The following is a 14,895-nucleotide window of genomic DNA, read 5'->3' as shown; positions in this document are numbered from 1 at the left end:
CGCCGAGCGCCCGCGGCTACTCGGCCAGCACCTTGGCGATGCGCTGCACCGAGACGCTCTCTGCGGTGCCGAGCGGCTGGGCGAACAGGCTGATGCGCAGCTCCTCGAGCATCCAGCGGGCGTGCCGGATGCTGGGGCGGGCACCCGGCTGCAGGGGAAGCGTGCCCCCGGCATCCGTGTATCTCGCGGTCGCGTTCTGCACCTCGGTGAGCCATACGCGGTCGCGGCCCGGGTTGTCGGGCAGCCTCTCGATACGCCACGCGATGCCGTTCAGGTAGCGCGGCAGGTGGCGCAGCTGCGCGCGCCCCGTCGCCGAGATGAAGCCGGGGTAGACGAGGTTCGCGAGCTGCTGCTTCGCGTCGGCGAGCGGGGCGAGCAGGGCGAGGCTGCTGGTCGAGGCGAGCGCCTTCTCGGCCGCGCGCGCGGCCGTGAGCGTCGCGGCCACCTGCTTGACGGTGTCGAACATCGCGTCGACGACGACCTGGGATGCCTGATCGCGCACCCGCTCGTAGTCGGTGCGCGTGAACACCATGCCCTGCGACGCGTCGTTCTCGAGCACCTCGTCGATGACCGCGGCGAGGCAGTCGGCGAACAGCGCGGGCGTCGACGCGTAGGGGGCGGTCGCGAGCGCGAGCTTCTCGGGGGCCGTCAGATGCTCTTGCACGTACGACGCGGGCGACGGGATCTCGGCGAGCAGCAGCCGCCGCACCCCGCGCGGGTGCTGCCTGGCCTGCTCGGCCGGGGTCGCGAGGATGCGCAGCGCGACGGTGCCGCGCTCGTCGACGAGAGCCGGGTAGCCGCGCACCGTGTTCTGCAGCCCGCCGACCGTCGTGTCGACCTGACGGGGGAGCTCTCTCATGTCCCACTCGGGAACGCTGGCGCGCTCGAGCGCGTCGGGCACCCGGGCCGTCGCGACGGCCGCGACCGAATCGCGCGCCTTGCTTTCGAAGCGGTGCTGCAGCGCCGCGAGGTCCTTCGAGCGGCCGAGCCGCTTGCCCCGCTGGTCGATCACGGCGAACGTCGGCCGCAGATGCGCCGGAATGCGCTCGAGGTCGAAGTCGCCGGGGTCCACCGGGGCGTAGGTGAGCTTCTTGATCGCCGCCGCCACGACGTCGGCGAAGGGGCGGCCGTCGGGCTCGGCGGGCACCTCGGCGACGATCTTCGCCGCCCAGTCCGCGGCGGGCACGACCGAGCGCCGCAGCGCCTTGGGCAGCGAGCGGATCATCGCCGTGATGAGCTCGGCGCGCAGCCCGGGCACCTGCCAGTCGAAGCCGGCGGGGGCGAGGCGGGCGAGCAGCGGCAGCGGAACGGTGACCGTCACGCCGTCGTCCTCCGCTCCCGGCTCGAAGCGGTAGGAGAGCTGGAAGCGCTGGTCGCCCTGCCGCCAGATGCTCGGGAACGCGGTCTGGTCGACGAGCTCGTCGGGGGAGTCGTCGCCGAGAAGCATCCGCTCGGTCATCGTCAGGAACTCGGGGTCCTTCGCGCGCGCCTCGCGCCACCAGCGCTCGAAGCTGCGCGTGTCGACGACGTCGCGCGGCACGCGCTCGTCGTAGAACGCGAACACCGCCTCCTCGCCGCCCGTGATGTCGCGGCGGCGCGTCTTCTCCTCGAGCTGCGCGATGCGCGTCACGAGCGCGCGGTTCTTGCGGTCGAACTCGAACAGCTGCCCCTTGCGCGCGGTGGGCCAATCGCCGTCGACGAGCCCGTGGCGCAGGAAGAGCGTGCGGGCGTATGCCTCGTCGATGCGCGCGAACTGCACCCGGCGGCGCTCGATGATCGGCACGCCGTAGAGCGTGACGCGCTCGTAGGCGACGGCGGCGCCCTGGTTCTTCTCCCAGTGGGGCTCGGAGTACTGGCGCTTGAGCAGCGCATCGCCCGCGATCGGCTCGGCCCAGGCCGGGTCGATCGCGGCGTTGACGCGCGCGAACAGGCGGCTCGTCTCGACGAGCTCGGCGCTCATCAGGGCTGCGGGCTGCTTCTTGGCGAGGGCCGAGCCGGGGAAGACGACGAAGCGCGTGCCTCGGGCGCCCGCGTAGTCCTTCTTCTGCAGATCGCGCAGGCCGAGGTGGCTGAGCAGCCCGGCGAGCAGGGACTTGTGGATGCCGTCAGGGTTCACCGCGGGCTCGCCCACGGTCAGGTGCAGCTCTTTCGACATCCGGCGCAGCTGGCGGTAGACGTCCTGCCATTCGCGCACGCGCAGGTAGTTGAGGAACTCGGCCTTGCAGAGCCGCCTGAAGGCGCTCGAGCTGAGCTCGCGCTGCTTCTCTTCGAGATGGTTCCAGAGATTGAGCAGGGTGAGGAAGTCGCTCGTCGGGTCGATGAAGCGGGCGTGCAGTTGGTCGGCGGTGCCGCGGCGCTCGACGGGGCGCTCGCGCGGGTCCTGGATCGTGAGGCCCGCGACGATGGCCATCACCTCGCGCGTGGTGCCGTGCCGCCGGCTCTCGAGCACCATGCGCGCGAAGCGCGGGTCGATCGGCAGGCGCGAGAGCTCGCGGCCGATGCGGGTCAGGCGCAGCTCTGCGCCCCGCCCTTGCAGGGCCCCCAGCTCGGTGAGCAGATCGAGGCCGTCTTTCACGCCGCGCGGGTCGGGCTTGGTGAGGAACGGGAAGCTCTCGATCTGGCCGAGGCCGAGCGAGATCATCTGCAGGATGACCGCCGCGAGGTTCGTGCGCAGGATCTCGGGCTCGGTGAACGCGGGGCGCTTCTCGAAGTCGTCCTGCGAGTAGAGGCGGATCGCGATGCCGTCGCTCGTGCGGCCGGCGCGGCCTGAGCGCTGGGTGGCGGAGGCCTGGCTGATCGCCTCGATCGGCAGCCGCTGCACCTTGGCGCGCGTCGAGTAGCGCGAGATGCGCGCGGTGCCGGTGTCGATCACGTACTTGATGCCGGGAACCGTGAGGCTCGTCTCGGCCACGTTCGTGGCGAGCACGATGCGGCGGCGGATGCCTGGCCGGGTGCTCGTCTCGAAGACGCGGTGCTGCTCGGCCGCGCTGAGGCGCCCATAGAGGGGGAGCACCTCGGTCTGGTCGGCTTTGCCCTGTCGGGTGAGGTGGCCGCGGATGGCGTCCGCCGCGTCCCTGATCTCGTTCTCACCCGAGAAGAAGACGAGCACGTCGCTGAGGCTTTCGCGGGCGAGCTCGTCGAGGGCGTCGAGGATGCCCTCGTTGAGGTCGCGATCTTCCGATGGTCGAGTAGCCCGCGAAGCGGGCGTATCGAGACCCGTACCTGCGGCATCCACGTCGTCGTCTTCGACATCCTCAGCCACGAGCGGCCGGTACCTGACCTCGACGGGGTAGGTGCGCCCCGACACCTCGATGATGGGCGCGGGGTTCCCGGCGGCGTCGGCGAAATGCTTCGCGAACGACTCTGGGTCGATCGTCGCTGAGGTGATGATGACCTTGAGGTCGGGCCGGCGCGGCAGCAGCCGGGCGAGGTAGCCGAGCAGGAAGTCGATGTTGAGGCTGCGCTCGTGCGCCTCGTCGATGATGATCGTGTCGTAGGCCGTGAGCTCGCGGTCGCGATGCATCTCGTTGAGCAGGATGCCGTCGGTCATCAGCTTGATGCGAGTGCTCGCGCCGACCTGGTCGGTGAAGCGCACCTTGTAGCCGACGGTCTGCCCGACGCTCTCGCCGAGCTCGTCGGCGATGCGTTCGGCGATGGTGCGGGCGGCAAGGCGGCGGGGCTGGGTGTGGCCGATGCGCTCGCGCCCGATGCTGAGGGCGATCTTCGGCAGCTGGGTGGTCTTCCCCGAGCCGGTCTCGCCCGCGACGATGACGACCTGATGGTCACGGATCGCCGCCGCGACCTCATCGCGCTTCGCGCTGACCGGCAGTTCGGCAGGGAAGCGGATCTCGAGATTGTCGGACATGCCTCGTCGATTCTCCCATGCGCGCGACGCCGAGGAGTGAGTTCAGGCTCCCTCTTCGCGAAAGAGGCGACCCGAACTCACACTTCGGGGGAGGTCGGGAGCGGCGATGCCGACGCGGGGGCCGGGTGCTCGCGGGCCCAGGACTGCATCGTGTCGAGCACCGCGTCCGCGTTCTGACGGGGCCACCGCACATGGTCCCAGGCACGGCCCTCGTTGGCATCCGTGCCGAGATGCACGCGCTCGGGAGTGACGGGCCCCACCCGCTGCGCCAGCATGTCGACCGCCCGAGACGACACGAGCGTGTCGCCGGCGAACGACAGCTGCAGCACCGGCACCTCGACGTGGTGCAGTGCCTCTTCGTAGTCGGTCGAGGTGTTCGCGAAGATGAACCGGTTGGTGCGCGCCTCACGGTGCCAATCGGCGATCATCGTCTTCGGCTGCCGGTCGCCGAAGCCGAGCCTGTGCCCCGGGAAGTAGCCCCAGACCTGCGTGATCGTGCGAGCCCACGGCGTGACGAGACGCCGCTGCATACGCGCGACGAAGCCGTCGCGCGAGGTGAAGTGCGCCGCACCGCTCGCCGCAGTCATGACGCGGTCGGGGCGCAGGATGCCGGCGCCGGTCGCCGTGAGCGCGAGCAGTCCCCCGAGACTGTGCCCCACGACCGTGAGGTGCTCGATCTCGCCGAGCGGCGACTGCCGGAACGCGGCCGGGATGTCCTGCTCGATGATCGTCGCGTAGCCCCAGTCGTGCTTGCGCATATCCGTCGTCGACGTGCGCGGGCGGCCGCGCATCTCGAGGCCGAAGATGCGGATGCCGCGCGCGGCGGCCTTCTCGAAGAGCGGCCGGTAGTACCCGATCGGGACGCCGAGAGCGGGCAGGAAGAGGACCGCGGCCGAGGCATCCATCGACCCGCTTGTCTCGGAATGCGCCTGCGGCCGGTATTCGTCGACGACGGTGCGAGTGCCGTCGGGCGCGGTGATCGGGTGCTCCGTTGCCATGCTCGCAACGCTAGCCACGCCGCCGCGCGCGGTCATTGCGCCTTGTGAACTGCCCACAAGAGGCCGCCGGAAGCGAGCCAATACAGTTGTCCGCATGCCCCTCGACTTCGAAACGCGCCAGATCCACGCGGGTGCGGTGATCGATGCGCATGCCCAAGCGCGCGTCACGCCGATCTACCAGACCGCCGGCTACGTCTTCGATGACTTCGACGACGGCGAGGCGCGCTTCGCCGGGCGCGGGGGGCGGGCATACTCGCGCAACGAGAACCCGACGAACTTCGTCGCGGGGCAGCGCATCGCCGACCTCGAGGGCGGTGTCGACGGCATCGTCGTCGCGAGCGGGCAGGCGGCGATCCTCGTCGCGGTCGCGGCGCTGGCGGGTGCAGGCGACCACGTGCTGATCACGCGGTCGCTCTACGAGGGCACCAACGAGATGTTCCGCGGGGTGCTCGCCCGCCAGGGGATCGATGCCGAGTACGTGCCCGACGACGCGAGCGACGAGGAATGGGCCGCGCGCTTCCGCCCCACCACGAAGGCTCTCTACACCGAGAGCCTCACGAACCCGCTGGGCCAGGTCACCGACCTCGCGCGGCTCGCCGCGATCGCCCACGCGCACGGCGTTCCCCTCGTCGTCGACAACACCGTGCCGACGCCGTATCTCGAGCGGCCGATCGAGTTCGGCGCCGACGTCGTCATCCACTCGACCTCGAAGTGGCTCTCGGGCCACGGCTCGGTCATCGGCGGCGCGGTCGTCGACGGCGGCCGCTTCGACTGGGCCGCCTCTGGCCGCTTCCCGCAGCTGACCGAGGCGCCGAGGCCCGGCGTCGGCTCTTTCGTGGAGCGCTTCGGCGCCGGCGCGCTCGGCGCCTATCTGCGCACGGTGATCGTGCTCGAATACGGGCCGACCGTGCCGCCCACGAGCACCTTCCTGCTGCTGCACGGCATCGAGACGCTGTCGCTGCGCATGGAGCGGCACGTGGCCAACGCCCAGGCGGTGGCCGAGTTCCTCGAGGGGCGGCCCGAGGTGGCATCCGTTCTCTACCCGGGGCTCGCCTCGAGCCCGTACCGCGCACTCGCCGAGCGCTACCTGCCGCTTGGTGCGGGCTCGGTCGTGTCGGTCGACCTCGGGTCGCGCGACGCGGCGCGGCGCTTCATCGACGCGCTCGAGCTGATCACTCCCATGACGCACATCGGCGACGTGCGCACGCTGGCGATCCACCTGGGGTCGACGATCCACCTCAAGCTGAGTGACGAGCAGCAGGCGGATGCCGGCATCACGCCGGGCCTCGTGCGGCTGTCGGTCGGCATCGAGAGCGCGCGCGACATCCTCGCCGACCTCGCGCGGGGGCTGCAGGCGGCCGGCTCGGTCGCCTAGCGTCTGGGGCCTGGGGCCTGGGGTCTGGGGTCTGGGGACCCCTGGGGCCCCCTGGAGCCTGAGGCCTGGGGGCTGGGGCCTGGGGTCTGGGGCCCCTGGGGCCTGGGCCTGGCACCCGGCACCCGGCGCCTGGCGCCTCGCCCGCACCGCGCGGCGACAATAGTTGTCGGAAACCCCGACGGCCGTTCCACGCGGCGACACTCGAGGCGGGTTCGACCAGGGCGAAGCGGCATCTACTGTCGCCGCCCAACGGAAGTCGGACGCGAAGCGACATCTAGTGTCGCCGCGGGCGGGGTGTCCGGCTCGAAACGGCATCTAGTGTCGCCGCGGGCGGGGTGTCCGGCTCGGAGCGACATCTAGTGTCGCCGCGGGCGGAGAGTCCGGTTCGACGGGGCATCTAGTGTCGCCGCACGGTGACTACAACGAGCCGACCCCGAGCCGCGCGCCGACGGCGGCCAGTGTGCGCTCGATGCGGCGCACCGCCTCGACCACCGTCGACGGCTCGCACGCCAGGTTGGCGCGGGCGAAGCCGCGACCGACGGAGCCGAAGCTCGGCCCCGAGTTGAACGCGACCCGGCCCACCTCGCGCAGCACCGCGGCGGGGTCGTCGCCGAGCGCGGTGTCGCGGAAGTCGAGCCACACGAGGTAGCCGGCGTTCGCCGGCACGAGCTTCACCTCGGGCGCGTGCTCGGCGAGCTCGGATGCGAGCAGCGCGACGTTCGCGGTGATGCGCTCGACGGCGGCATCGCGCCAGTAGGTGTTGGCGAACGCGGCGATGTTGGCGCGCAGGCCGAGCAGGCTCGTGCGCGCGGCGAGCTCTTCGGGCAGGCCGTCCAGCTGCGCCGCGGTGCGCGGGTCGTTTCCGACGACGACGGCGCACTTCACGGCGGCCAGGTTCCAGGCCTTGCTCGCGCTCGTGACGGTGGCGCTGCGCGCACCGGCCCCGGCGGCGACCGCTCCGAACGGCACGAACTCCGTGCCGGGGTGGGTGAGCGGGGCATGCACCTCGTCGCTCACGACGAGCACGTCGTACGTCGCGGCGAGCCGGGCGAGCGCCTCGAGCGACGCGCGCGTGTGCACCCGACCGGTCGGGTTCTGCGGGTGACACAGGATCATGGCGTCGACGCCGTCTCGGAACGCGGCTTCGAGGCCCGCCAGATCGAGAGACCAATCGGATGCCTCGACGAGCGGCACCTCGACGGGCTCGGCCCCGGTCTCGCCGATCATCTCGTAGAACGGGTTGTAGACGGGCGGAGTGATGACGACGCGGCCGCCCGTGCGCGGCAGTTCGAGGCGCAGCACCTCGACGATGCCGACCGTGACGTCGGTGGCGAGGTGCACCCATGCGCGGTTCACCTGCCACCCCCACGACGCCGCCGCGAAGTCGGCGAAGGCGGGGGCCAGCGGGCCGGGGTTGTCGAGATATCCCGTGTCGCCCGCGGCCAAGGCATCCGTCACCGCGGCCGTGATCTCGGGCGCGATGCCCCAGTCCATCTCGGCGACGAACAGCGGCAGCACATCCTCGGGGAACCGGCGCCACTTGATGCTCGAGCGCGTGCGGCGCAGGTGCGGGAGAGGCAGGGCCGGCTCGAAAGTCATGCCCCCAGGATGCCGCGCGGCGCGCGCCCGCCGGAAATCGCTATGACTTCTTGAGTCTCTTCTTCTCGGCGGCGATGTCGTAGTCGGGCAGCGGCCACGTGAGGTCGAGGCCCTCGAGCACGCCGTCGAGCAGGCGCTGCACGGCGATGCGGGCGAACCACTTCTTGTCGGCGGGAATGACGTACCAGGGGGCGACGTCGGTCGAGCAGCGCTCGATCGCCAGCTGATACGCCTCCTGGTACTCCTTCCAGAAGCCGCGCTCGGTCACGTCGGCCGGGTTGTACTTCCAGTTCTTCTCGGGCCGGTCGAGGCGCTCCTGCAAGCGCTTCTTCTGCTCGTCGGGCGAGATGTGCAGCATCACCTTGAGCACCGAGATGCCACGGTCGACCAGCCCCGCCTCGAACTCGTTGATCGCGCCGTAGCGGCGCTCGATCTCGGCCGCCGGGGCCATCTGGTGCACCCGTTGGATCAGGACGTCCTCGTAGTGCGAGCGGTTGAACACGCCGAGCTTCCCCGGCTCGGGCACGCGCCGCGCCACCCGCCAGAGGAAGTCGTGGCGGCGCTCCCACGCGGTGGGCGCCTTGAACGACGTGAGCTGCACGCCCTCGGGGTGGGTCATGCCGACCACGTGGCGAACCGTGCCGTCCTTCCCCGCCGTGTCCATGCCTTGCAGGACGAGCAGCACACGCCGCTCGTCGCCCTCCACACCGCGCGCGTAGAGGCGCTGCTGCAGCTCGGTCAGATCGGCGGCGTCCGCGGCGAGCACCTCTTCACCGGTCTTCTTGTCGCCCTTGAAGCCGGGGGTCGACGCGGGGTCGACGTCGGCGAGCACGAAACCGGGGCCTGCCTTGAGCGACTCGGCCGGGTCAACCTTCCATGCCTTGTGCATGGGCTGACTCTATTGCCCCCACCACGGGGGTGCGCTAGAGGCTAGGCCGCATCGTGAAGTCGGCCGAGCAGGCCCCACACGGCGCGCGTGAGGCCGGGGTGATCGAGGGCGATTCCGCGCAGCACCCCGTATTCGAATCGCTCGGCCGCACCGTGCGCGGCGGTGGGGTGGTAGGCGCGGGCGCGCTCTTCTTCCAGGCCGGCCGCCTCGATGCGCTCGAGCCGCATCGTCAGCACCACCTGCTCGTCGACGCTGGGCAGCTCTGGCAGGAACTCCCACGGGTCGTCGCCGAGCCGGCACTTGAGCTCGATGATGGCGGAGAGCTCGTCGCGCGCCTCGCGGCGCCGCGTCTCGAGGTCTTCGCTGCCGGTCATGCGGGCCACCCTACGCCAGCCCTCTGACCCGCTGTCAGCACCGGTGCGCAGAGGCGCGTGGTAGTGGGAGCAGCAGCGGCGGGGGCCGCGCTCACGGCCCGACGTAGCGGCCCCGCGGCCGCAGGCGCAGCGGGCGCTGCTCGTACTCGTCGAGCGCGTGCGCGACCCAGCCGACCAGGCGTCCGAGCGCGAAGACCGCCACACCGGCGTCGGGGCGCAGCCCGGCGGACAGGGTCAGGGCGGCAAGCGCGAGGTCGACGTTGGCATGCAGGCCCGCGCGCCGGCCCACCTCGGAGCAGAGCGCGTCGACCGCGGCGAGCACGGGTCGCGAGCCGTCGAGCTCGGCGATCACGGGCAGGAGCGCAGCGGCACGGGCATCCGCCCCCGCATACAGCGGTTGGCCGAAGCCGGGCACGCCGCGTCCGCCGTCGCGCACGGCGGCGGCGAGCGCGCGCTCGGGCGAGGTGCCCGCGATCACCCGCTCGAGCAGCTCGGCGGCGGCGCGGCTCGCGTTGCCGTGCAGGGGCGAGTCGAAGGCGCCGAGTGCGGCGGTGACGACGGCGTAGGCGGAGCCGCGCGCCGACGCCGCGACGCGCGCCGCGAGCGTCGAGACGGCGAGATCGTGGTCGATGAGCAGCACGAGCGCGGCGTTGAGGGCGCGGATGCCGGCAGGTGTCGGCCGCCCGCCCCCGAGCGCGGGCCAGAGGGCGGCGGCGAGCGATTCGCCGGAGGGCGCGGCCTGGGCATCGGGGGAGAGGGCGCGGGGGATGCCCGCGAGCAGCAGCGCGCCGGAGCGCACCAGGTTCTCGGGCCGCGCGTCGTAGCGCAGCGGGTCGGCGGCGGCGAGGCCGAGCACGGCGGCGTGAACGCGGTCGAGAAGCGCGGCGTCAGGCGGTAGCGCGGCGACCACGGCGCGGGCGGCGGCGATCATGGCGGGGTCCGGGGCGGGGTCAAGGGCGGGGGCGGGGTCAAGCGAGGCGGCCCCGCCCCAGAGCCAGGCCGCGACACCCTCGACGCGGTCGTCGATGAGCGCGGTCGCCGGGCGGCCGCGGAAGAGCAGTTCGTCGTCCTCCACCGTGGCGATGTCGGTGTCGAGCACCATCAGCGGGGTGCCTGCTGCTGCGGGCGAGAACCCTGGGCGCGCCGAGCCGGAGCTGCGGGGGATGACGGTGTCCCGTCGCCGCCCGCGCGCGAAGCCCTCGACCTCGAGGGGGTCGAAGGTCGAGCCGGCCGCCGTGCGCTCGCGGCTGAGCAGCCCGCGTGAGACATACGCGTAGAGGGTCGCCTGCTTGACGCCGAGCCGAGCCGCCGCCTGGGCCGCGGTGAGGCGGGGCAGCGGGTCGCCTTCCGCAGCGCTCACGTTGACTCGATCAAGATTGACCGCACGTGAATCACGTTCGCACACTGAACGCATGGACGACAAGCTCATCGACGTGCCGCGCGGGCTCTCCGGCGTGGCGGTGGCCGAGACCGCGATCAGCGACGTGCGCGGCGCGGAGGGCTACTACCAGTACGGCCCGTATTCGGCCGTCGAGCTCGCGCGCACGGCGAGCTTCGAAGAAGTCTGGCACCTGCTCATCACGGGGCGGCTGCCGTCTGCTGACGAGGGTGCGGCGTTCCGGGCGCGCGTGCGCGAGGCGCAGCAGTCCGCCGAGCTGCGCGGCGTGATCGCCTCGCTCGTGCGCGATGCGGGTCGGGATGCCGGCGCTCGTGCGCCGCGCCCGCCCGTCGCCCCGCTCGCGGGGCTCAAGGCGGCGTGGCCGCTGCTGTCGGCCGCGTGCGGAATGCGGCCGGTCTTCGACCTCGATGAGGCGGATCGCCGAGCCGACGCGATCGCGCTCGCCGCGGCGGCTCCCGTCGTGCTCGCGGCACTGCACCGCGACTCGGCCGAGCCGCTGCCCGTTCACGACGATCGCGGGCTGGTCGCCAACTACCTGTACCAGGTGACGGGCGAGGTGCCGGATGCCGCTCGCGAGCGTGCCCTCAGCGCATACCTCGTCGCCGCGATGGATCACGGCTTCAACGCCTCGACGTTCACGGCGCGCGTGGTCGCCTCGACCGGCGCGGACGTCGCCTCGTGCCTCGCCGCGGCCCTGGGCGCGCTTTCGGGGCCGCTGCATGGCGGTGCGCCGGCGCGGGCGCTCGACAGCCTCGACCAGGTCGGCTCGCCCGAGCGCATCGAGCCCTGGCTGCGCGAGCAGCTCGCCTCGGGGCGCCGCATCATGGGCTTCGGGCATGCGGTGTATCGCACGGTCGACCCGCGCTCTGCGCTGCTTCGCGAGGTCGCGCAGGGGTTCGGCGGGGCCCGCGTGGAATTCGCCCTGCAGTTCGAGGCCGCGGCCGAGCGGCTGCTTGCGGAGCACAAGCCGGCCCGCCCGCTGCACGCGAACGTCGAGTTCTACGCCGCGGTCGTGATGGAGCTGTGCGGGCTGCCGCGCGAGATGCTGACGCCGACCTTCGCCGTCGCACGGACGATCGGGTGGACGGCGCACGTGCTCGAGCAGGCTCGCGATCCGAAGATCATCCGCCCGTCGGCGCGCTACGTCGGGCCGGCACTCGCGAGCTGATTCTGCGCCGGTCATACGCTACTCACGTGCAGGTCCTCGGCATCGATATCGGCGACGAGACGCTTGACGCATGGCGGGCATGGCTGATGCCGGCGACCCAGCCGTTCGTCGTGCCGCGCGCGCTCGCGGAGCGCAATGGGTGGCCCGACGCCCGCCGCGAGCTCGCCTTCGAGGTGGTCGACACGTTCGAGCTCTACGGCGTTGGCCCCGATGAGGCCATCGTGTGGCTGGCGCGCCCGGAGGCCCGGGCGCTGCCCCCTCAGGTGCGGCGCAACCAGCCGGCACCGCATCGTTGGCCGAGCGCCGACGCGGTCACCGACCGGCTGCGCGCCGTGCGCTTCGTCGAGGCCGGGCGGCGCGCGAGCCGACATCGAGAGCTCGACGGCCGCTGGGGGCCGGTCGACGACGTGCTCCCCGGCGCTCGCGCGATCGCCGGAACCTTCGCGGGGCGCAGCGGCCCGAACTGCTTCGGCACCGTGATGGGCGCCGCCGGCGTCTCAGGAGCGTCCGAGGAGTGGATGCAGCTCGCTCCGTTCGAGGAGTGGCTCGCTGCGGCGACCGTTCCGGCGCGGGCCGACCGCGACGATCGGCCGGGCACGGTGCTGGTGTGGCGCACGACCGGGGGAGATCCGGCGCACGCGGCCGTGACCCTCGGCGGCGGGTTCCTTCTGCACAAGCCGTCTCAGGGCTGGATGTCGCCGAGGAAGGTGCTCACCGTCGCGGAGGGCAAATTCAGTGCCCGTAGGGCCGGTCTGCATCTCACCCGCCGTGCGCTCGCGAGCTGATTCGGCGCGTCTTCCCCAGCACAGCGCGGGGCGTGGGCGAGCCGTCCACATTCCCGGCGATCGAGCGGATGCCGCATCGGTAGCGCCCGCCACGATGGCCGCATGGACACGATCGACCGCGACGAACCCCTCATCACCGATCTCGACATCAACGACCGCGTCGCCCGGCTCATCGGGCGCGCCTGCCGCCGGCAGCTCTGGCTCCTGTTCCTCGACGAGAGATCGGTGATGCTGCCGACCCTCATGCCGAACGACGAGCTGCCCTCGCCGCTCGACGCCGAACTCGCCGACGGCATCGCGGCGATGCTGCGCCATGCCATCGGCGGCACGCCGATCGAGTCGGTGATCCTCGTGTGGGAGCGGCCGGGCGGCCCGATCGCGAGCGTGGAAGACAAGCAGTCGGCCGCGGCGCTCGCCTGGGCCTGTGCCGACTCCGGCGTTCCGGTGCGCGCCCAGCTCATCAGCCATGACTTCGGGGTGCGAAGCCTCGGGCCCGAGGAGTTCACCGAACTCATCTCGCCTGCCGCCGACCCCGCGTAGGGCCTGCCGCCGACGGCGTTCGCGTAGCGTGGAGGGGTGACTGACGCTGAGGGCCTCGCAGACCGCACCGACTTCGCCGATTCGACCGTGGTCGACGCCTACATCGACGATCTGGCCACGTTCGTCGAGGCGTCGCCCAGTTCGTATCACGCGGCCGCAGAGGTCGCGCGCCGGGTCGAGAACGCGGGCTTCGCCCGGCTCGCCGAGACGGATGCCTGGCCTGCGGCCCCCGGCCGCTACGTCGTGGTCCGCGACGGCGCCGTCATCGCGTGGGTGGTCCCCGAGGGCGCCGGCGCCACGACGCCCTTCCACATTCTCGGTGCGCACACCGACTCGCCCACGTTCAAGCTGAAGCCCAAGCCGACGATCGAGAGCTCCGGCTGGCTGCAGGCGGGCATGGAGGTCTACGGCGGCCCCCTGCTCAACTCCTGGCTCGACCGCGAGCTCGAGCTCGCCGGCCGTCTCGTCACGCGCGACGGGCGCGAGCACCTCGTGCGCACCGGGCCGCTGCTGCGCATTCCGCAGCTCGCGATCCACCTCGACCGCGGCGTCAACAGCGACGGGCTCGTCCTCGACAAGCAGCGCCACACGCAGCCGGTCTTCGGGCTGGCCTCTGATGCATCGCTCGGCGGCGCCGACGTGGTCGGTCTGCTGGCGGAGGCCGCTGGAGTGCGGGCATCCGATGTGCTCGGCTACGACATCCTGGCCGCCGACACGCAGCCGCCCGCCCGGTTCGGGCAGGGGCGCACGCTGTTCGCGAGCCGCCGACTCGACAACCTGAGCTCGGTGCATGCTGGCGTCACGGCGCTGCTCGCGGCGGCCGAGGGCGCGGCGCAGGGGGCGCAGATCCCGGTGCTCGCAGCCTTCGACCACGAAGAGCTCGGCTCGGAGTCGCGCTCGGGGGCCTCCGGCCCGTTCCTGTCCGACGTGCTGACGCGCATCTCCGAGGGGCTCGGCGCCGCAGACAGCGATCGTCTGCGGGCGTATGCCGGCAGCTGGGTGGTCTCGGCCGACGCAGGGCACTCGGTGCACCCGAACTACCCCGACCGCCACGACCCCGCGAACCGGCCGCTTGCCGGCGGCGGCCCGCTGCTCAAGATCAACGCGAACCAGCGCTACACGACCGACGCCGCCGGGGCGGCGCTCTGGGCACGGCTCAGCGAGACCGCGGGCGTGCCGTATCAGGAGTTCGTGTCGAACAACGCGATGCCCTGCGGCTCGACCATCGGCCCGCTGACCGCGACGCGCCTCGGCATCGCGACGGTCGACGTCGGGGTGCCCCTGCTGTCGATGCACTCCGCGCGCGAGCTCTGCCACGTGAACGACCCGGTCGCCCTGGGCAGCGCCCTGGCGGCGTTCTTCGCGCTGGGGTAGCCGCTCGCGGCGGTTTCGCGCCCGCGACCGACGTTTGCGTCCGCCGCGGAAGGCGCAGCTGTCGGCCCGGGACGCAAAACCCCGGACGGGGCGCGCGGGCGCGCGGGGCGCGGGGCGCGTCAGTCGGTGGGGCGCGCGGCCTTCGCGGCGCGAGCCTCGTTCACGCGAGCGTTCTCGGCGCGCACAGCCGCCTGCGTCGCGCGCTCCTTCACGAGCCACTCGGGCGGGGCCTGCAGCAGCGCGGTGATCTCGGCCGTGGTCAGCGCCTCGGTGATGCCGGCGCGGGCGAGGCCGGAGGCCGAGACCCCGAGCTTGCGTGCCACGACGTCGCGCGGGTGCGGGCCGGCGAGGCGCAGTTCGACGAGCCACTCGGGCGGGTTCGACTGCAGTTCCTGGAACTCGGCGCGCGTCAACGCGCTCGACTGGAACGACTCCGGCGTGGCCGGCAGGTAGATGCCGAGCTTCTTCGCGGCCGTGGCCGGCTTCATCGCATCGGGGCCGGCTGGGCGGGGCGCGTTGTCGCTCATGC

General features: G+C 72.3%; 12 protein-coding genes. 5 read left to right on the top strand and 7 right to left on the bottom strand.

Features of this window, described 5'->3' with window-relative positions; genetic code table 11:
- Nucleotides 1-16: 16 nt before the first annotated feature.
- Nucleotides 17-3,865, bottom strand: coding sequence for an ATP-dependent RNA helicase HrpA (gene hrpA, locus ABD716_RS07730; RefSeq protein WP_344775507.1), 3,849 nt, complete (start codon nucleotides 3,863-3,865; stop codon nucleotides 17-19).
- Nucleotides 3,866-3,942: 77 nt separating this feature from the next.
- Entirely contained in the window at nucleotides 3,943-4,863 is a 921-nt protein-coding gene (locus ABD716_RS07725) for an alpha/beta hydrolase family protein (RefSeq protein ID WP_344775505.1), read from the bottom strand.
- 94 nt (nucleotides 4,864-4,957) lie between these two features.
- On the opposite strand from ABD716_RS07725, the gene ABD716_RS07720 reads away from it, so the two are divergent.
- Entirely contained in the window at nucleotides 4,958-6,238 is a 1,281-nt protein-coding gene (locus ABD716_RS07720; RefSeq protein ID WP_344775502.1) for an O-acetylhomoserine aminocarboxypropyltransferase/cysteine synthase family protein, read from the top strand.
- A 417-nt stretch (nucleotides 6,239-6,655) separates the two neighbouring features.
- Here the strand turns inward: ABD716_RS07720 and ABD716_RS07715 are convergent, their stop codons facing one another.
- From ABD716_RS07715 to ABD716_RS07700, 4 genes are all read right to left on the bottom strand, one after another.
- Nucleotides 6,656-7,837 (bottom strand): MalY/PatB family protein, encoded by a 1,182-nt coding sequence (locus tag ABD716_RS07715; RefSeq protein ID WP_344775500.1) that lies wholly within the window; start codon nucleotides 7,835-7,837, stop codon nucleotides 6,656-6,658.
- A gap of 40 nt (nucleotides 7,838-7,877) precedes the next feature.
- Nucleotides 7,878-8,726 carry a PPK2 family polyphosphate kinase gene (locus ABD716_RS07710; protein WP_344775497.1) on the bottom strand — a complete coding sequence of 283 codons (849 nt, stop codon included), beginning with the start codon at nucleotides 8,724-8,726 and terminating at the stop codon, nucleotides 7,878-7,880.
- Between the two features lie 41 nt (nucleotides 8,727-8,767).
- The gene (locus tag ABD716_RS07705) at nucleotides 8,768-9,100 is read right to left on the bottom strand and encodes a hypothetical protein (protein ID WP_344775495.1); all 333 of its coding nucleotides are present in this window, start codon (nucleotides 9,098-9,100) and stop codon (nucleotides 8,768-8,770) included.
- Between the two features lie 91 nt (nucleotides 9,101-9,191).
- Nucleotides 9,192-10,460 (bottom strand): citrate/2-methylcitrate synthase, encoded by a 1,269-nt coding sequence (locus tag ABD716_RS07700; protein WP_344775493.1) that lies wholly within the window; start codon nucleotides 10,458-10,460, stop codon nucleotides 9,192-9,194.
- Between the two features lie 52 nt (nucleotides 10,461-10,512).
- Here ABD716_RS07700 and ABD716_RS07695 point away from each other — a divergent pair, with 52 nt between their 5' ends.
- The 4 genes from ABD716_RS07695 (at nucleotide 10,513) to ABD716_RS07680 (ending at nucleotide 14,366) form a co-directional block, all read left to right on the top strand.
- Nucleotides 10,513-11,667, top strand: a complete 1,155-nt coding sequence (locus tag ABD716_RS07695) for a citrate/2-methylcitrate synthase (protein WP_344775491.1) — start codon at nucleotides 10,513-10,515, stop codon at nucleotides 11,665-11,667.
- Nucleotides 11,668-11,693: 26 nt separating this feature from the next.
- On the top strand, nucleotides 11,694-12,452 hold the full coding sequence (locus ABD716_RS07690; protein ID WP_344775489.1) for a hypothetical protein: 759 nt from the start codon (nucleotides 11,694-11,696) through the stop codon (nucleotides 12,450-12,452).
- A 102-nt stretch (nucleotides 12,453-12,554) separates the two neighbouring features.
- Nucleotides 12,555-12,992, top strand: coding sequence for a hypothetical protein (locus ABD716_RS07685; RefSeq protein WP_344775487.1), 438 nt, complete (start codon nucleotides 12,555-12,557; stop codon nucleotides 12,990-12,992).
- An 87-nt stretch (nucleotides 12,993-13,079) separates the two neighbouring features.
- Entirely contained in the window at nucleotides 13,080-14,366 is a 1,287-nt protein-coding gene (locus tag ABD716_RS07680; protein WP_344775564.1) for a M18 family aminopeptidase, read from the top strand.
- 119 nt (nucleotides 14,367-14,485) lie between these two features.
- On the opposite strand, the gene ABD716_RS07675 is transcribed toward ABD716_RS07680, so the two are convergent.
- Nucleotides 14,486-14,854 carry a DUF5997 family protein gene (locus tag ABD716_RS07675; protein ID WP_344775562.1) on the bottom strand — a complete coding sequence of 123 codons (369 nt, stop codon included), beginning with the start codon at nucleotides 14,852-14,854 and terminating at the stop codon, nucleotides 14,486-14,488.
- Between the last annotated feature and the right edge of the window lie 41 nt (nucleotides 14,855-14,895).

The organism is Gryllotalpicola kribbensis (genome assembly GCF_039538245.1).
Taxonomy (GTDB): Bacteria; Actinomycetota; Actinomycetes; order Actinomycetales; family Microbacteriaceae; genus Gryllotalpicola; species Gryllotalpicola kribbensis.
Note: the sequence above shows the minus strand (reverse complement) of the source record. Positions and strands in the feature narration are given on the sequence as shown.